The sequence below is a fragment of the Ruegeria sp. MALMAid1280 genome (genome assembly GCF_049195285.1).
Classification (GTDB): Bacteria; Pseudomonadota; Alphaproteobacteria; order Rhodobacterales; family Rhodobacteraceae; genus Ruegeria.
In genome coordinates this window covers 296,149-313,864 of the sequence record NZ_JBMIRT010000049.1, presented here as the reverse complement: position 1 = coordinate 313,864, position 17,716 = coordinate 296,149, and the positions used below count along the sequence as shown (strand labels likewise).

The following is a 17,716-nucleotide window of genomic DNA, read 5'->3' as shown; positions in this document are numbered from 1 at the left end:
AACCGGTCATGTTATCGCTAACATGTATATAGCCGGAGCTTTAGGGCTAACAGGTTGCTGTTTGCGCCAACGTGCGACGATCCGTCAGGCCGCGATGGCCAGTTCACGGGCCAGTTTGCGCTCTCGGATAAAAGTGTACATGCCCGACCCCATGATCAACGCCGCCCCGGCGAAGGTCAGGAAATCAGGACGCTCCCCAAACATCAGCATCCCCGCTATGATCGAAAAGATCAGCCGGGTATAGCGGAACGGCATCAGCGCCGAAGCCTCGCCGATCCGCATGGCGGTGACGATGCCATAGTAGCCCAGAACGCCAAAACCGACGGCACCAAGATATGGACCGATCTGCGCCGATTGCAGCGCAGTGACGGGTTGTCCGGTAAACAGCATCAGCGCCACACCCGACACGGCCACCGCAAAATAGGCCTGCAATGCCACCACCGACGATGCAACCCGCGGATCTAACTTGCGGGTCAGCAGGTCCCGAGCAGCGATGGCTATCACGGTTGCAACTACAAACAGAGAGTCGGGCTGGAACCCTTCGAAACCTGGTCGAATGATCATCAGAACGCCGATGAAGCCCAGCCCGACGGCGCTCCAACGACGCCAGCCGACCTTTTCGCCCAGAAACAGCGCCGCGCCCATGGTAACGGCCAGCGGCATCGCCTGAAACACGGCGGCCACGGTGGACAGTTCCACCAACGACAGGGCTGTGACGAAGGACAGCGCCCCAACCATCTCGGTCGCGGCACGGGCCAGCGGCAGGGGCTGCCACGCCACAGGATCAAAGATGCGTTTGCGGGTGGCCACAGCCAAAATCGCAAACACAAGACCACAGACCACGCCCAGAACAACCATGATCTGGCCCGTCGGCACCGTAACCGACAACAGCTTGATGAACATGTCCTCAAGCGCAAAAGCCGCCATCGCGCCGACGACCAGCAAAATGCCGTTTACGTTATTCATGGTCATTTCCGTAAATTCCAGCGGCCCAATTCGCCGCCCCTTACGTCACCCAAAACGCAAGACACCCGTTCAGGCAAGTATTATCAGGCCGAATTACATGATTTCCCGTGGGCCTGCCGTTCGCGTTTGGTGATGGGTCAGTCCTGATCCAGCGGCACGCCGTACAGTTCCAGCCGGTGGCCCTTCAGCTTATAGCCCAGCTTGGCCGCGATTTTTTCCTGCAGCGCTTCGATCTCGGGGTCGACGAATTCGATCACCTCGCCCGATTGCATGTCGATCAGGTGATCGTGATGATCACGCTCGGCATCTTCATAACGCGCGCGGCCGTCGCCGAATTCCAGACGCTCGAGAATCCCGGCCTCTTCGAACAGCTTCACAGTGCGATAGACGGTGGCAATGGATATCCCAGAATCCACCTGCGAGGCGCGGGAATACAGCTCCTCGACATCCGGATGATCTTCGCTTTGCTGCAAAACCTGCGCGATCGTGCGGCGCTGGCCGGTCATGCGCAGGCCTTTGGCTTCGCAACGGGCGATGATCGTGTCGGACATATATGATCCCCAAAGTAGTTCGGGTTTCTGTCTTAATACGTCTATGCGGCTGGCGCTACCGCGGAATCGCGGTTTCCCGCGCTGGCCTCAAATCGGCCCAAATCGGCAGATGGTCGGATGCGATATGCGCAGGCCGCGCGTCGTGCACCCCATGCACCACCGCCTCAAGCCCCGCGCCCAGCGCGATCCGGTCCAGCGCTCCCAAGGGCTGCGCGGCCGGAAAGCTGGCAACGGGCGGCAAAAAGCGCATATCCGGGGCCAGATGGTCCAGCACCGGCTGCCGCGACCATTCGTTGAAATCCCCGGCCCAGACGGTGGGCATCTGACTCAATTCTTCGTCGAAACGGCGGATATGAGTGATCTGCTGGCGCCGGGATGCGGGCAACAGACCCAGATGCATCCCCATCACGCGCAGCGGTCCAATATGGGTATCGAACTCCACCCGCACCGCGCCGCGGGGTTCCAACCCCGGCAGATCGTGATGTGCAGTCTGCCGTACCCGGATTGCGTCCCCTCGCCAGATCACCGCGTTGCCGTGCCACCCCAGACTGCCCGCACCGCCCAGATCGACGATCTGCCACCCGGCCTCGTCCAGCAAAAAATGCGGCAAGGCGGCAGGACGCGGCGGCAGGCGTTTGTCGGCCTCTTGCAGCACGACGATATCGGCTTTCATGCTGTCGATAACCTGCATGATGCGCTGCGGCTGCCGCCGGAAGTCCAGGCCAACACATTTCTGGATATTATAGCTGGCAATGCGCAGGGTTGAGGCTTGGGTCATGGACATCCTGTGATTGGCAAGAAGCGGTGCGCGGCTATCCGATTACTCTCAAAACTGCGTGACCATCAAATTGACAGGCTCGCCCCCTTCGGCAGAGGAGGCATGGCCTGTTCCGGTGATATCCTCTGCCCAGAACAGATCACCGGCGGTAAAGTCGCGGACCTCACCCGACCCTGCCTGAACACGAAACGTCCCCGAAAGAACCGTCGCAAGCTGCCGCTTGGGAGAGCGGTGCGGTATCCCTTTCCACCCCGCAGGCAAAGTAAGGAAGACAAAGCGCGAGGCTTCATATTCCCCAGAAACGTGAAACGCGGCTGCGGGCGGAGCAAAGGTCTTGAGTTCAAGGTCAACGTCCCGGTCTTCAAAATACGAGACGCCTTCTGCGTCTTCCAGCAATATGGAGTAGCGCATTCCGTGCTCCCTAAATCAAATCTGAATATTCCCCTGGAACACCTATTATGCAGCATTCTTCCCTGATGGTAAGGCGCAGGGTGATTTGAAGTGACAGTTTTCCTGCGCCCGGTCCACGGGTTGCCACGGGAGGATGCCAAATCACCCCCTCATTTCGGCGCGGTGACGTCTGAGGTTCAAAAAGGGCGTCATTGGCGATCCGGCAGTTTGCGTTGCGACATCACTTCACTGATCTCATCTCCGGACATTGCATCACGGGCATAGTCGAAGGTTCCGTTGACCCTGACTTCACGCGCGGCTCGCTGTAACGCTCCGAATGCCGCGCGGGCAAACGATCCCCCCACGCTGATCCGCCTGACCCCGGCCTCCGACAGCTGCGCGACGGTATAAGACGGAGCCTGCAACCCCATGACAACATTCACGGGCTTGTCCAGAGCGCTGCAAACGGTTCGGATCGCGTCGATATCCGGAAGCCCGGGCGCGTATAAAACATCGGCACCCGCGTCCGAGAACGCCTGCAGACGCTTGATTGTTTCTGACAGGTCTTTTCGACCCCAAAGAAAACCCTCGGCCCGGGCGGTCAACAGAAAGGGTTTTCCCCGCACAGCGTCTGCAGCCGCACGAATACGATCGACCGCAATTGGCAGCGCGTAGATCGGATCATTTTCATCACCCGTCGCGTCTTCGATTGAACCGCCGACCAAGCCAATATCGATTGCCTGCCTGATTGTTTCAGCGCAGGTTTCAGGGCCGGCGCCAAAACCGTCTTCCAAATCCGCAGCAACCGGCAAATCCGTTGCCTGAACAATCTCGGCCGCATTCAACAGAATTTCGTCCCGACCAAGGCTGGCAAATGAATCCCGCTTGCCCTTGGAAAAGGCATATCCGGCACTTGTGGATGCCAATGCATCGAACCCCATGCTGGCCAGCAACCGCGCAGACCCCGCATCCCAAGGGTTAGGAATAACAAATGCTTCATCCTTGTCGTGAAGCGCTTTGAAGCGTTCGAATTTAGTCTCCTGATTCACATCACATCCTCTCGGCTGCTGGAAGCATAACTAAACCGAACTAGCAGAGAACCGTTTTCTCGACCGTTTGAAGCCCAACTCACGTCCCGCAGAACGTCGCGTGGACCACTTCCTTTTCGGTCGGAGGATAGGTCAGGTCGGCCGCCTCGGGCTGATCGGTGTAGGGTTGCGCCAGAACCTTGGTCAGTCGATCGAACGGGGCATAGTCGCCCTGAACGGCCGCCTGTATCATCTGCTCGACCCGGTGATTGCGCGGGATGAAGGCAGGGTTGGCGGCTGTCATCACCAGCTGAGCGTCCTGTTCCCGCTCCAACCGCGCTTGCCAGCCTTCGGCCCATGCGTCATAGGCGTCCGGCGTCAGGAACTGATCGCGGGCGTTATCGCCGCCCAGTTCCCGGAAGGTATTGGTGAAATCGGCGCGGCTTTCGGCCATGCGGGTCAGCAGATCAGTGATCAAGGCTTCGTCGCTCTCCTCTTCGGTAGTCAACCCAATCTTGGCCCGGAACCGCCCCAGCCATTCGCTATGGATCAGACCCGGCATGGCGTGCACGATCTCGGTTGCCTCTTCGACGGCGGCCTCGGGGTCATCGACCTGCTGGATCAGCGCCGTAGCCAGTTGCGCAAGGTTCCACACCGCAATGTCAGGCTGATTGGAATAGGCATAGCGCCCCATCTGGTCAATCGAGCTGTAGACCGTATTCGGATGATAGCTGTCCATGAACGCACAAGGCCCATAGTCGATGGTTTCACCGGCGATCGAGCAATTGTCAGTATTCATCACCCCATGAATGAACCCCACGCTCATCCATTGTGCGATCAACTGCGCCTGCGCATCCCGTACCGAACGCAGCAGGCCCATTGGCCCATCGGCATTCGGGTAATGTCGGGCAATGGAGTAATCGGTCAGTTTCCGCAGGTTGTCGGTTTGCCCGCGCGCAGCAAAGACCTGAAACGTTCCCACCCGCAGATGGCTTTGGGCCACGCGGGTCAGAACCGCGCCGGGCATCGGGCCTTCGCGCAATACGATCTCACCGGTTTCAACCGCTGCCAGCGCGCGGGTGGTCGGGATGCCCAGCGCGTGCATCGCCTCGGACACCACGTATTCGCGCAGCACCGGCCCCAGCCAGGCCCGGCCATCCCCCCTGCGGCTGAACGGCGTGGGACCCGACCCCTTGAGCTGTATGTCCCGCCGGACACCATCCGCTCCGACCGTTTCCCCCAACAGAACCGCGCGCCCGTCGCCAAGCTGAGGGTTATAACTGCCGAATTGATGCCCCGAGTATAGCTGCGCAATCGGTTCAGCCCCTTGGGGCAACGTGTTGCCCGCAAAGGCGTCGGCCATCTCATGCACGTCACCGGGCGTGATACGCAGGATTTGCGCCAATTCATCGTTAAACGCCACCAGCCGTGGCGCGCGCACGGGTATTGGCGCCTGCCGCGCATAAAAGCTGTTGGGAAGCCGGGCGTAGCTGTTGTCAAACGGGATCGTCAGGGTCATGCCGCAAACATATTGCTGAACCACACGAATACCATAGCGGATCGCGCCTCTGCGTGCATAATCGCGCCAAACAACGCCGAGGCCCCCATGACCGCGCAAGAGATCATCGACCACCTGAAGCTGTCCCGCCACCCCGAAGGGGGCTGGTTCCGCGAGACATGGCGCGCTGATAACGAGGGCCGCGCCACCGGCACCTGCATCTATTTCCTGCTGCAAAAGGATGAGCGCAGCCACTGGCACCGCGTCGATGCGACAGAAATCTGGCTATATCACGCTGGCGCGCCGCTGACCTTGTCGCTCAGCCCCACGGATGATGGCCCCGCGGCCGACCATCTGCTGACCCCGGACCTGACCAAGGGCGCACCGCAGGTCATAGTGCCCGAAAACCACTGGCAATCGGCGCAAACCACCGGAGATTATACTCTGGTCAGTTGCACCGTCTCACCGGGGTTCGAGTTTGACGGGTTCGTGCTGGCCAAACCGGGTTTTGATATTTCCCGTACCTAAGGCATGGATCACCGCGACCTCATATCGTCAATACCGCCCCCGGTGAAAGCCAGACTGCAGCGTCGATCGAACGCGGCCGGGCTATGGCATCTTGCGCTTTACCTTGCTGGGCTGACGGCTACGACCACCTGTATCGCGCTCAAGGTTCCGTTTTGGCCTGTTTTCTTGATGCCCCTGGGGGTGCTGTTGGTCTTCCTATTCACCCTCAGCCATGAATGTACTCACAAGACACCGTTTCGCAACGGGTGGCTGAACGAAATCATCGGGCATCTGATCTCGATCCCCATTGCCCTGCCTTTCACATGGTTCCGGTATTTTCACCTGGCGCACCACAAATGGACCAACCACCCCGAAAAAGACCCCGAGCTTGCGGGTAAACCGCGGCCAGACAACTGGCCCGAGTTACTGATCTATCTCAGTGGCTGGCCCTATTGGACCGGAATGGCGAAGACGCTGCTGCAAAACGCTTTTGGCCAGGTCGATGCGCCCTACCTGCCCGCCCCCCAACACCATGCCATGCGGACCGAGGCGCGGCTATTGTTGGCTCTTTACACTTTCGCCTGTGTCAGTCTGTTCTACACGCCGCTTTTGTTCTGGGTGTGGTTCTGTCCGGTCCTGATCGGGCAGCCTTTTCTGCGCCTCTACCTGCTGGCCGAGCACGGGTTATGCCCCCCGGTCGCCAACATGCTGGAAAACTCGCGCACCACCTTTACCAACCGAATCGTCCGATTTCTGGCCTGGAACATGCCGTATCATGCGGAACACCATGCCTTTCCCAACGTGCCTTTCCACCAATTACCGGCCCTGCACGACTGGACGCGAGCGCAGCTGCTATCCACCTCGGACGGGTATTTGGACTTTACGGGTGAGTATGTCCGGTCTCTCAGATGACTATTCAAACTGATGTGCCGTTTCACGCCCCCCCAGAGGATGGCATCCTGAAACGACCGTGCCCATTTTTACGCGCGTCGGTTCCACACCGGTCTGGCGTCTGGTGACTTCAACAACGCATGTTCCTGTTCGACATAGTCGACACAAGCCCGCCATCTGAAAGTAACGCGGCCACCTGCGGATAAAATGGAATTGATCTTCGCGTTGGTTCGGCACTTTTGCAGTTGCCCCCCCTTAAACGGATGCCGCGGGGAAACCGTGCCGTATTGAACGCTTAGGCGGTTATGCAGATTCTTCGCTCGACCAATGTAAACAACGACTTCTTCAGCTAAGATCCAATAGATCCCCGAGGTTTTCGGTGCGTGGATTTTAAACGAGCAATAGAGCGCATCGTATTCCGCCCCGAGGGCATAACCTTTTGGATTCGAAAAACGATCCTGCGGTCTGAGGTTCAGGTCTGCGATTACGCTCTGTTCACCATCAAAATCCATCTCTCGACCTCAAACCGCACTCACCACGCCGCCCCCAACCAGCGCCTTGACGCCCGTCGTACCCGGGCATGAGGTCGGCAGACCACGCGCCACCCGCACGGCCAGATAGGCAAAGGCCTGCGCCTCGAGCATGTCTCCGTCCAGCCCCACGGCCTCGACCGGTTCGACCGGGCAATTGAGCGACACGCGCAGCATCTCCATCAGCACCGGGTTATGGCGCCCGCCTCCGGTCACCAGCAAGCGGGAAGGAGGTTTGGGGCAATGCTCCATCCCCTGCACCACGCCGGCTGCGCACATGCCCGTCAGGGTTGCAACGGCATCAGAGTTGGAAAGCTCCTGCACCAGCCCGATCATCTCGGCAAAGTCGTTGCGGTCCAGAGATTTCGGCGGGATGCGGGTAAAGAAGGGCTCGGCCAGAAACAGCTCGAGCGCGCCGGCTTCGACCGTGCCGCCCCGCGCCACCGCGCCGTTACGGTCCATCGGCAGGCCAAGCCGAGCCTGCATCAGATCGTCCACTGGCGCGTTTGCGGGCCCGGTGTCGAAGGCCAGCAGCGCGCCGGGAATCTCTGGCCCGTCAAAGCTGGGATCAACGTAAGTCAGGTTTCCAACGCCGCCGAGGTTGAGGAAACACAGCGGTTCGGTCGCGCCGATCCATTTGGCACAGGCAAAGTGGAAGAACGGCGCCAGCGGGGCGCCCTCGCCCCCCATCGCCACATCATCGCTGCGGAAATCCCAAACCACCGGCACCCCCAGCGCCTGCGCCAACCCCTTGCCATCACCCACCTGCAACGTGCCCTTCCCGCTTGGTTCATGCGCAAGGGTCTGGCCGTGGAAGCCAATCAGATCGACCTCTTCGAATTCCGACAGCGCCTCGGCATGGGCAAAGGTCACCAGCTCGGCCGCGTTGTCCACCGCAGGTCCGTGCCACTGACCAAGGGCGGCGCGCAGGTCGGCGCGTTCGGCGTCGGTATAGGCGCGATAACCGCTGGGACCAAAACCGATGATCCGCTGCCCGTCGGTTTCAACCACCGCCGTATCCACACCGTCCAGCGATGTGCCAGACATCGCACCCAGGGCCTTGATCGGCCCGCTTTTCCTGATGGCCCGGTTCACGCTCACCTCTTGTGTTTATTGGCGTCGACTGCCCGACGCGGCGCGCCAAACCTGCACGTTTCCCGCAGCCGAAGGCAAGCCGGAACGCACCTTCCGCGTGTATTTTTGACGCCATGTGCGCGCTTGCAACCACATCAAACCAAGGGGGCAGTTGCATGACTGCGTGGGCTGAGTAACCATTGCGGCCATCTGCATCCCGAACGGACGGCCATGACGGACACCGAGACACCCAAGCAACCCGCCGAAGGGCGCAATTACCAGCTGATCTTCTGGTCCGGGTCGCTGGCGACGATTGGCGGGCAGTTGGTGAACCCAAATCTGGTACTGCCGTTCCTGTATCTGGCCTTGGGTGCACCGACGTTTTTTGCAGGTCTGCTGCTGCCATTCGTGACCGGATCGCGGTTGATCGCCGAGATTTTCATGTCGCCGTTCATCAACCGGGTGACCCGCGCAAAGCTGGCAGTCTACGTACCCAACATCCTGACTGCCGCGATTCTGGCCATCGTAGCCCTGTTCGCGACCAATCTGCCCAATGTGATGATCGTGCTGCTGTTCCTGACGACCGCATTGATCATGGGGCTGTGCCAGGGCATCACCAGCCTGGGCACAAGCCAGATTTACGGCATCTCGGTCCCAAATGAGAAACGCAACCGGATGGTGTTTGCACAGGCCACGATCTCGGGCATTCTGGCCATTCTTGTCGTCTGGATAACCCGAGACCTTCTGGCCTCGGACCAGCCGATGCAGCGCCATATCGTTGTGCTTTGGTGCGGGGTCATTGCCATGTTCGCCGCCGGGATCAGCTTTGCAGGTGTCCGCCTGCTGGAAGAGGAACAGGCCCACGCGCCCGTCCCGAGGGCAAAACCGAAACCGCTGGCTGAACTTGTGACCGGGTTCAAAACCGGCATGGCTTATGAGTGGTATCGCAAGTTCCTGACCGCCCGGCAGATCTTTGTCTCGGTGGAACTGGCGATGCCGTTCTACACCATCCACGCCGCGACCTTTCATGTGGGGACCAAACACTCGCTGAGTTACTTCGTCATGGCCGCAAGTCTTGGGATGGTGCTCGGCTCGATCATCTGGGGTTGGCTCAGCGGGCGGATCTCGGTCAAGCCGGTGATGTGGCTGGGCTGCCTGATCTCGGCGGTTTCGGCCCTAATGGCGTTGGCCTTCACCTTCATGGGCTATGCGCAGAATGTCTGGATTTATGCGCTGGTCATCCTGCTGCTGTCGCTGGGCGGGAATGGGGTGATCTACGGGCGCTACCTCTACATCATCGAAATGACCTCGGAAAAAGAGCGTCCTTATCTGGTCGCCCTCGGAGATGTCAGTGCCGGTCTGGTCGGCATGGTCTTTGCCGCAATCCTTGGCGCGGTGGCGCATCTGCACGATCCGGTGACGCCGATCATTGCGCTGGCGGTGCTGAACCTGATTGCAATGGTCTATGCCTTCCGCCTGCCCCCGACCAAAAGCTGACATCCCAGCGCTTTCGATGAAAACGTGCCTTTTCCTTGCCTGAAGCGCCGCCTATACAGTGCCCCGCAACTTCAACCCAAAGGGCACACTATGACCTACCATCCCAAATCGGATTTCATCGCCACGATGATCGAGCGCGGCTTTCTTGCCGACTGCACCGATTATCAGGGCCTTGACGAAGCGCTGATAAGTGGGGTGCAAACAGCCTATATCGGGTATGACGCGACCGCACAGTCGCTGCACGTGGGTCACCTTATGAACATCATGGTGCTGCGCTGGTTGCAAAAGACCGGCCACAAACCGATCACCCTGATGGGCGGCGGCACCACCAAGGTGGGTGACCCGTCGTTCCGCTCGGACGAACGCCCATTGCTGGGCCCTGAACAGATCGACGCCAATATCGCGGGAATGAAGCAAGTTTTCGCGAAATACCTGTCTTACGATGACAGCGAAACCGGCGCGCTGATGCTGAACAATGCCGAGTGGCTGGACAACCTGAATTACCTTGAGTTTCTGCGCGATATCGGACGGCACTTCTCGGTCAACCGGATGTTGAGCTTTGAATCGGTAAAATCGCGGCTGGATCGCGAGCAATCGCTAAGCTTCCTCGAGTTCAACTACATGATCCTGCAGGCTTATGACTTCCTTGAACTGAACCGCCGTTACGGCTGCATTCTGCAGATGGGTGGCTCGGACCAGTGGGGCAACATCGTCAACGGTGTCGACCTCTCCCGCCGGGTACTGGATCACGAGGTCTACGGCCTGACCACGCCGCTGCTGACCACCAGCGATGGCCGCAAGATGGGCAAATCCCAGGGTGGCGCCATCTGGCTGAACGGTGACATGCTGTCGTCTTACGAGTTCTGGCAGTTCTGGCGCAACACAACAGATGCGGATGTGGGCCGGTTCCTGAAAATCTTCACCGAACTGCCCGTCGATGAATGCGACCGTCTGGCGGCGCTGCAGGGGTCCGAGATCAACGAGGCCAAGATCCGTCTTGCCAATGAGGTGACCACCCTGCTTCACGGGGCCGAGGCTGCGGCCACCGCCGAGGCCACCGCCCGCGAAGTGTTCGAAAAAGGTGGCATTGGGGGCGATCTTCCCACCCTGACCCTCAGCGCGGCCGAGTTGGGCGACGGCATGTCCATCGTGCAGTTGATCGTGAAATCGGGTCTGGCCAAATCGGGCAAAGAGGCCAAGCGTCTGATCGCCGAAAACGGTGCCAAGCTGGATGACGCCCCGCTGACCGATGCCGGATTGATGATCGACGCAGGTGCACTGTCATCGCCGATCAAGCTGAGCGCGGGCAAGAAGCGTCACGCGTTGGTGCAACTGGGCTGATACCAATCGCCTCTAAAGGAACTAACGGCCACCCAATCGGGTGGCCGTTTTAATTGCCGTTGGCAAAACGGGTGTGGTGTCCCGGGCAGGATTAGCGCTTACCGCCGCCTTTGCCGCCACCACTGTTTCCACCGTTACCTTTGCCGCCTCCGTGACCGCCTTTGCCGCCACCTTTTCCGTCGCCGCCGTTGTTCCCGCCGTTGCTATTGCCGCCGTCGTGGCCACCGCCGTTATTCCCGCCGTTGCCGTTGCCGCCGCCGTGGCCACCGCCGTTATTCCCGCCGTTGCCATTGCCGCCGCCATGGCCACCGCCGTTATTCCCGCCGTTGCCATTGCCGCCGCCATTGCCACCGCCGTTATTCCCGCCGTTGCCGTTACCGCCGCCATTGCCACCGCCGTTATTCCCGCCGTTGCCGTTGCCGCCGCCATTGCCGTCGCCGCCGCCATTGCCGGGATCACCGCCGTCACCGGGATCGCTACCGCCGTCTCCAGGGTCGCCACCACCGTCACCGGGGCCGCCGCCATCACCGGGGTTGCCTCCTCCGCCACCACCACCCGAGCCCGAGTCATTTCCGTTGTCCGAATCGAACCCCGCAAACTGATCATTGCCGCGCGCCTCGCCCGGATTTCCCGATGCGCTGATTGTTCCTGTGGGCTGATCGGTCAGCAATGCCGCCAATCCCGGGCATTGTGCGGACGTATTGCGCAATGTCGTTGGGAAATCCGACCGCACCTGCAATCGCTTCAGAAAGCTGGGCGTCACCTGCTGGCAATCGCACATTGTCTGATAGTCTCCGCGGTTTGCCGCATCCCGCGCCGTTTTCCAGTTGCACACTTCGGGGGCTGCGGCTGCACTGCTTGCGGCCATCACAGTCAGAAACGGTACTGTCACCAGCACGGGAAATCCAACCTTCAAACTCTTAACCATAACGATTGTCTCCTTGCACGACGCCTCGTTGGCGCGTCATTTCGCCTGGTATCGATGTGAGACCCACGCATTAAGCAGACTTAAAGGTCTTCTGAGAAAGACTTGAGAAACGCCGAAATCGTAGAAAGCGGGCGCCAATAAAGATGGACATCACCTAAATCGTCAGATTAAATGAACGTACGTTCATATTCTGATGCGAAGGAGCCGTCATGCAATTGTCCACCACAGCCGCGATCGTCACCGGCGGGGCCTCGGGCCTGGGTGAGGCCACCGCCCGCCATTTTGCGGAACAGGGCGCGAAGGTCACCATTCTGGATCGGGACGCCGAACGCGGCGCGCGGGTTGCCTCGGAAATCGGTGGGCATTTCGCGGAAACGGACGTGACCGACGAAGCCTCGGTCGCGGCAGCAATTGCGCAGGCAACGGACAAGATGGGCCGGATTACGGCGGCGGTGAATTGCGCCGGAATTGCCTATGGCATCAAGACGGTTGGCAAGGACGGCCCGCATCCTCTGGACGCGTTCCAGCGCACCATCGACATCAATCTGGTCGGCACTTTCAACGTCTCGCGCCTGGCGGCGGCTGAGATGGCCGGGAATGACCCCGATCCCGATGGCGCGCGTGGAGTGATCATCAACACCGCGTCAATCGCAGCGTTTGACGGGCAAAAGGGACAGGCGGCCTATGCGGCCTCGAAAGGGGGCGTGGTGGGCATGACCCTGCCGATGGCGCGCGATCTGGCCTCGACCGGGATCCGGGTAATGGCCATCGCGCCGGGCATTTTCATGACCCCGATGCTGGCCGGTCTGCCCGAAGAGGTACAACAGCAGCTGGCCGCCGATGTCCCTAACCCGGCCCGTTTGGGCGACCCGAATGAATACGGCCGGCTGGCCGGGTTCATCGTTGAAATGGGGTATCTGAACGGAGAGGTCATCCGCATCGACGGCGCCCTGCGGATGCGTTAAGTCCAGCACATGACTGAGCGGGACAAGATGCAGGCGGGGCAGTGGTATTGCTGTCTGGACCCGGAACTGGACGCCCTGCGCGCACAAGCCCGACGCGCGGTTCATGCGCATAACACCTGCCCCCCGGATAGCCGTAGCGCAATGGCACCGGAGCTACAGGCGCTGTTTGCCAGCACCGGAGCAGATTGCTTTCTCGAAGCTCCGTTCCACTGCGCCTATGGAATGAACATCCACCTCGGCGCGCGGGTCTATTTCAATGCCGGATGCGTGGTCCTGGACACCGCACCGGTACGGATCGGAGATGACACGATGTTCGGCCCGCATGTGCAGATTTATTGCGCCCAGCACGCCAAAGATCCGTCTGAGCGGGCGCAGGGTCTGGAAATCGGGCTACCGGTGACCATCGGCAGAAATGTCTGGGTCGGCGGAGGCGCCATCCTGATGCCCGGCATCACCATCGGCGACAATGCCACCATCGGCGCGGGCAGCGTCGTGACCAAAGACGTCGCGGCCAATGAAACGGTGGTTGGCAACCCTGCCCGTCCGCTACCCTAAGCGCCCTCGGCCTTCTCTTCCAAAGCCAGCCATTCTTCCTCGGCCGCGGTCAGCTTTTCCTGCCGCTCAACCAGAGCCTCGGTCGCTTTCTGGAACTTGACTGGCTCACGGGTGAAAAGCTCGGGATCGGACATGAGCTCTTCCAGCTTGCCGATCTCGGCCTCAAGGCGTTCGATCTCGGCGGGCAGCTTTTCAAGCCGGTGCTTCTCCGAAAAGGACAGGCCGGATTTCTGCTGAGCCTCTTGCTTTACCTTCGGCTTGGAGGGCTTTGTTTTTTCTTCCTTCTTCGGCAGAATATCGCCCCTCTGCGCGATATAGTCCGACCATCCGCCTGCATAGACAGTGGCGCGACCATTCCCCTCCATCGCGACAGTCGTGGTAGCGACCCGGTCCAGAAAATCCCGGTCGTGACTGACCAACAGAACGGTGCCGTCGTAGTCGTCCAGCAACTCCTGCAACAAATCCAGTGTTTCCACGTCCAGATCGTTAGTCGGTTCGTCCAGCACGAGCAAATTCGAGGACTTGGCCATAAGCTTGGCCAACAGCAACCTTGCTTTTTCACCACCTGACAGAGATTTGACGGCCGCTCTTGCCTGCCGTTCGTCGAACAAGAATTCCTTGAGGTAGCCGACCACATGCTTCGGCTGACCGCCGACCATCACTTGATCGGCCTTGCCGGATACGCGCATCGCGGGGTCGCCGGTCAGGCTGTCCCACAGACTCATTTCCGGGTCCAATTGCGCGCGGGTTTGGTCGAACACGGCGATCTCAAGATTGGTGCCCAGTGTCACCGAGCCTTCATCCGGTTGCTCCTGCCCCAGCAGCATCTTCAACAAGGTCGTTTTGCCCACACCGTTGGGGCCGACAAAGGCCACGCGGTCACCGCGCTGCACCAGCAGATCAAAGTTCCGAACGATCTGCTGCGCGCCAAATGACTTGGCCACGCCCTTGGACTCAATCACCTTTCGCCCGGATTTCGGCCCTGCCTCCAACGTCATTGCCGCCGAACCCTGACGTTTGATCTGCGCCGCCTTCTCGGCCCGCAATGCCTGCAGCGCCCGTACCCGGCCCTGATTGCGCTTGCGTCGGGCGCTGATTCCTTCCACGGCCCATTTGGCCTCGGATTTGATCAGGCGGTTCAGCTTGTGGCGTTGTTGATCCTCTTCGTCCCAGACCTTATCGCGCCACGTTTCAAACGCATCAAACCCCTGCTCTTGCCGCCGCACGGCGCCGCGGTCGATCCATAGGGTGGCGCGAGTCAGCGCGCGCAGAAACGCCCGGTCATGCGAGATCAGGACAAACGCCGCGCGGGTCGATCCCAACTCGCGCTCCAGCCACGCGATGGCTTCGATATCCAGATGGTTGGTCGGTTCGTCCAGCAGCATCAGGTCCGGTGCCTCGGCCATCAGCTTGGCCAGCGCCGCACGGCGGCGTTCCCCGCCCGAGGCGGTTTCGACCGCACGAGACGGATCGAACTTCAGCCCTTCACCGGCGCGCTCGACCTTATACAGCTCACCCGGCTCCAACCCGCTCGAAGCATAGTCGCCCAGCGTGGCAAACCCCTCCATGCCTGGATCCTGCTCCATATACCCAACAGACTTGCCCGGAGGCACCACGATGTCGCCGAGATCAGGTTCAACCAGACCGGCCATCACTTTCATCAGCGTGGATTTACCGGACCCGTTCCGTCCCACCAAGGCAACGCGGTCACCTGGCTGAACCACCAGATCAAGCTCGGAAAACACCGGATCACCCCCAAAGGTCAGGGAAATGCCGGACATCTGCAACAAAGGAATTCTCGCCATGCCCGCCAGCTAAACCGGTGGGCAGAAGGCGTCAACGCCCCTGCTTCATCTTTTCATAAATACTCATTCTACCCGGCCACCGCCCGCAGCAGACGTTTTCGGGCTGGGGGAATCGCGCCGATCTCGAGCCCGGTGAAGACATGCAGCGTGTTCATATGGCGGTCCACCACCGCATGATCGCTGACCCAGCCCCCCATCAACAGGTAAGTACGCAGCAAGGGCGGCATCCGCAGCATCGCCTTTTTCGCATCCGGTTTGCGTCGCAAACGGGTAGCGAACCGGAACACATTCGGAGCCTTCACCCGTGGCAACCAGCGTTTTGGCGCCAGATGCCGGTGTTTGAGCATGGCAAACGCGTCGAGGTAATCCTCGGTCTCGGTTCCGGCAAATGAGGAACAGCCGAACAGCATCTCGACCTTGTTCCGATCGACATATGCTGTCATCGCACCCCATGCGACGCGCAGGATGTCCGGGTCGATCCGGTCCGGGTGAATGCAGAATCGCCCCATCTCGACCATCCGCCCCTCGAACCCTTGCAGCGCCGAAAGGTCGTAAAATTGCGCCGAATAGCTGCGGGCGATCTCAGTGCCGTTTTCCATCGTCAGCATACGGAAGCAGCAGACCAACTGTCCGTCGTCGCGCATGTCTTCGACCAGGATATGGGCGCAGACCGGATCAAAATCGTCCTGATCGGTCTGATCCGTGCCAAATGCCAGCGTACGCAAACGCTGCGCAGCCGCCACATCCTGCGACGATTGCGCCAGCCGGGCGCGATAGCGGCCTTTGCCAAGCAATAGTGCCATGGTCGCATCCTCCGCGGTTGCTGACCCGTTACGTCTTGCTACGTCACTATCACACCATGTGTGACTGTCATGTGACCATAGCAAGGTATGGCTTTCGTTACTGCGACGCGCCGGGGATGTTGGCCGGGTTGAAGTTGCCGATATTACCCAACAGCTGACGGATAAAGCCCTGACCCTGAATGGTCGATTCGGTCACGCGGCGATCCAGCTGAACGACGATGCCATCCTCAAGCCCGAACCGTTCGATATTTCGGACGACACCTCGGTCATCAAAGCTGATCGCGACCAGCTCGCGCGAGATGACTTCGGGTTTCTTCGGTCCGTAATGCCGAACGCGGGACCGAACATAGTAGAACCCGGAATCGCGCACCACACCGGATGAGCTGGGCGCGCCAACGGTTTCGAGCACACTGTCGCGGGTATCGACGCCGACTTTGATCTCGGCCAGGTCTTCCGCAGGAGGGATATACCCGTGATTCTTGAAGACCGGGGTACACGCGCTGGCCGCTGCCAGACAGGCCGCCAAGACAAGCGTTCTGGACGCCGGTTTCAACCTGTTCACAACCTTCAACATTTACACCCTCTTGCCTTGGCCCTATGCGGACCCTATCCGCTTACATCAAACCGCAGCCCCGGTTCAACACAGGAAAGGGTCACGAATGAGCAACCAGACATCTCTGCGGGTGGCCGACCTGCCCCAAAACGCCCCGACCCCCTTTGACTTACGCCCGGACAGCAAGGCGTTGGAGGCAATCCGGGACGATCTAGGCCTGCTGGGCCTGCGCAAGCTCAGCTTTACGGGTGACGTAAGGGCACATGGCAAACGCGACTGGGCGCTGAGCGGAAAAATGGGCGCCACGGTGATTCAGCCCTGCGTCGTGACACTGGAACCGGTGACCACGCGCATCGACATTCCTGTCACGCGGATCTTTGTGGCGGACTGGTCGGACCCCGATGAGGAAGAGTTCGAGATCCCGGAAGGCGACGAATCCGAACCTCTCGGCCCCGAGATCGACCCATCCCTGGTGATGATCGAGGCGCTGTCTCTCGCCCTGCCCCAATACCCGCGCAAGGACGGGGCCGCGCTGGACCAGGCTGACTTTACCGAGCCCGGAAAACAGGCGATGACGGACGAAGATGCCAAGCCCTTTGCCGGGTTGGCAGGTTTGCGCGATGCGTTGAAAAAAGACGAGTGACATAGGTCTGTTTTCCTGTCATAGCAGGCGCTCAGAAAAATCGCTTGAACATGTCGAGAATCGCAGTATTTTCGCGCGCTCATCGGAATTTGGGTTGGACAACGTGGGGCTCGTACCCTAAACGCGCGTCAAACCACGAGAAAAACGAAGAATGAAACCCGGCCGCAGCGAATCTGTTGGCCCTTAGTTAGACAAAGGTTGAGACCATGGCCGTCCAACAGAACAAAGTTTCCAAGTCGCGTCGCAACAACCGCCGCGCACACGACGCTCTGGTTGCTGCAAACCCGAACGAATGCCCGAACTGCGGTGAACTGAAGCGCCCGCACCACGTCTGCGCATCCTGCGGTCACTACGATGATCGTGAAGTCGTCGCACAAGCCGACGAAATCGATCTGGACGAAGACGCGGCCTAA

20 protein-coding genes are annotated in these 17,716 nt (G+C 60.0%); 8 read left to right on the top strand and 12 right to left on the bottom strand.

Features of this window, described 5'->3' with window-relative positions; translation table 11 throughout:
• Window positions 1–84 precede the first annotated feature (84 nt).
• The 6 genes from ACOQFT_RS13365 to ACOQFT_RS13340 all read right to left on the bottom strand — a co-directional run bounded on the left by ACOQFT_RS13365 (window position 85) and on the right by ACOQFT_RS13340 (window position 5,232).
• On the bottom strand, window positions 85–966 hold the full coding sequence (locus ACOQFT_RS13365; RefSeq protein ID WP_421598395.1) for a DMT family transporter: 882 nt from the start codon (window positions 964–966) through the stop codon (window positions 85–87).
• A 137-nt stretch (window positions 967–1,103) separates the two neighbouring features.
• Window positions 1,104–1,517: a Fur family transcriptional regulator gene (locus tag ACOQFT_RS13360; RefSeq protein ID WP_170671801.1), complete on the bottom strand. Its 414-nt coding sequence runs from the start codon at window positions 1,515–1,517 to the stop codon at window positions 1,104–1,106.
• A gap of 55 nt (window positions 1,518–1,572) precedes the next feature.
• Complete coding sequence (locus ACOQFT_RS13355) at window positions 1,573–2,301, bottom strand: endonuclease/exonuclease/phosphatase family protein (RefSeq protein ID WP_421598394.1); 729 nt, start codon at window positions 2,299–2,301, stop codon at window positions 1,573–1,575.
• A gap of 42 nt (window positions 2,302–2,343) precedes the next feature.
• On the bottom strand, window positions 2,344–2,706 hold the full coding sequence (locus tag ACOQFT_RS13350; RefSeq protein WP_421598393.1) for a cupin domain-containing protein: 363 nt from the start codon (window positions 2,704–2,706) through the stop codon (window positions 2,344–2,346).
• Window positions 2,707–2,894: 188 nt separating this feature from the next.
• Window positions 2,895–3,734: an isocitrate lyase/PEP mutase family protein gene (locus ACOQFT_RS13345; protein ID WP_421598392.1), complete on the bottom strand. Its 840-nt coding sequence runs from the start codon at window positions 3,732–3,734 to the stop codon at window positions 2,895–2,897.
• Window positions 3,735–3,813: 79 nt separating this feature from the next.
• Entirely contained in the window at window positions 3,814–5,232 is a 1,419-nt protein-coding gene (locus ACOQFT_RS13340; protein WP_421598541.1) for a protein adenylyltransferase SelO, read from the bottom strand.
• Window positions 5,233–5,319: 87 nt separating this feature from the next.
• On the opposite strand from ACOQFT_RS13340, the gene ACOQFT_RS13335 reads away from it, so the two are divergent.
• Both ACOQFT_RS13335 and ACOQFT_RS13330 read left to right on the top strand, forming a co-directional pair.
• Window positions 5,320–5,739: a cupin domain-containing protein gene (locus ACOQFT_RS13335; RefSeq protein ID WP_421598391.1), complete on the top strand. Its 420-nt coding sequence runs from the start codon at window positions 5,320–5,322 to the stop codon at window positions 5,737–5,739.
• A 3-nt stretch (window positions 5,740–5,742) separates the two neighbouring features.
• Complete coding sequence (locus ACOQFT_RS13330; RefSeq protein ID WP_421598390.1) at window positions 5,743–6,630, top strand: fatty acid desaturase; 888 nt, start codon at window positions 5,743–5,745, stop codon at window positions 6,628–6,630.
• 68 nt (window positions 6,631–6,698) lie between these two features.
• Here ACOQFT_RS13330 and ACOQFT_RS13325 read toward each other — a convergent pair whose 3' ends face one another.
• Entirely contained in the window at window positions 6,699–7,121 is a 423-nt protein-coding gene (locus ACOQFT_RS13325) for a hypothetical protein (RefSeq protein ID WP_421598389.1), read from the bottom strand.
• Window positions 7,122–7,130: 9 nt separating this feature from the next.
• Window positions 7,131–8,234, bottom strand: coding sequence for an anhydro-N-acetylmuramic acid kinase (locus ACOQFT_RS13320; RefSeq protein ID WP_421598388.1), 1,104 nt, complete (start codon window positions 8,232–8,234; stop codon window positions 7,131–7,133).
• Between the two features lie 210 nt (window positions 8,235–8,444).
• On the opposite strand from ACOQFT_RS13320, the gene ACOQFT_RS13315 reads away from it, so the two are divergent.
• Entirely contained in the window at window positions 8,445–9,710 is a 1,266-nt protein-coding gene (locus ACOQFT_RS13315) for an MFS transporter (protein ID WP_421598387.1), read from the top strand.
• 90 nt (window positions 9,711–9,800) lie between these two features.
• Complete coding sequence (gene tyrS, locus ACOQFT_RS13310; protein ID WP_421598386.1) at window positions 9,801–11,051, top strand: tyrosine--tRNA ligase; 1,251 nt, start codon at window positions 9,801–9,803, stop codon at window positions 11,049–11,051.
• A gap of 91 nt (window positions 11,052–11,142) precedes the next feature.
• Here the strand turns inward: tyrS and ACOQFT_RS13305 are convergent, their stop codons facing one another.
• A complete protein-coding gene (locus tag ACOQFT_RS13305; protein ID WP_421598385.1) occupies window positions 11,143–11,979 on the bottom strand; it encodes a hypothetical protein in 837 nt (278 codons plus the stop codon).
• 209 nt (window positions 11,980–12,188) lie between these two features.
• Here ACOQFT_RS13305 and ACOQFT_RS13300 point away from each other — a divergent pair, with 209 nt between their 5' ends.
• Both ACOQFT_RS13300 and ACOQFT_RS13295 read left to right on the top strand, forming a co-directional pair.
• Entirely contained in the window at window positions 12,189–12,944 is a 756-nt protein-coding gene (locus ACOQFT_RS13300; protein WP_421598384.1) for an SDR family NAD(P)-dependent oxidoreductase, read from the top strand.
• Window positions 12,945–12,953: 9 nt separating this feature from the next.
• The gene (locus ACOQFT_RS13295) at window positions 12,954–13,499 is read left to right on the top strand and encodes a sugar O-acetyltransferase (RefSeq protein WP_421598383.1); all 546 of its coding nucleotides are present in this window, start codon (window positions 12,954–12,956) and stop codon (window positions 13,497–13,499) included.
• On the opposite strand, the gene ACOQFT_RS13290 is transcribed toward ACOQFT_RS13295, so the two are convergent.
• From ACOQFT_RS13290 to ACOQFT_RS13280, 3 genes are all read right to left on the bottom strand, one after another.
• A complete protein-coding gene (locus tag ACOQFT_RS13290) occupies window positions 13,496–15,304 on the bottom strand; it encodes an ABC-F family ATP-binding cassette domain-containing protein (protein ID WP_421598382.1) in 1,809 nt (602 codons plus the stop codon). The two genes, ACOQFT_RS13295 and ACOQFT_RS13290, sit on opposite strands and share 4 nt — an antisense overlap.
• A 68-nt stretch (window positions 15,305–15,372) precedes the next feature.
• The gene (locus ACOQFT_RS13285) at window positions 15,373–16,107 is read right to left on the bottom strand and encodes a GNAT family N-acetyltransferase (protein WP_421598381.1); all 735 of its coding nucleotides are present in this window, start codon (window positions 16,105–16,107) and stop codon (window positions 15,373–15,375) included.
• A 97-nt stretch (window positions 16,108–16,204) separates the two neighbouring features.
• Complete coding sequence (locus tag ACOQFT_RS13280) at window positions 16,205–16,681, bottom strand: outer membrane protein assembly factor BamE (RefSeq protein WP_421598379.1); 477 nt, start codon at window positions 16,679–16,681, stop codon at window positions 16,205–16,207.
• A gap of 85 nt (window positions 16,682–16,766) precedes the next feature.
• Between ACOQFT_RS13280 and ACOQFT_RS13275 the strand changes: the two genes are divergently transcribed.
• Together ACOQFT_RS13275 and rpmF are read left to right on the top strand one after the other, a co-directional pair.
• Window positions 16,767–17,303, top strand: coding sequence for a YceD family protein (locus ACOQFT_RS13275; protein ID WP_421598378.1), 537 nt, complete (start codon window positions 16,767–16,769; stop codon window positions 17,301–17,303).
• Window positions 17,304–17,509: 206 nt separating this feature from the next.
• Window positions 17,510–17,716: a 50S ribosomal protein L32 gene (rpmF, locus tag ACOQFT_RS13270; RefSeq protein ID WP_008756996.1), complete on the top strand. Its 207-nt coding sequence runs from the start codon at window positions 17,510–17,512 to the stop codon at window positions 17,714–17,716.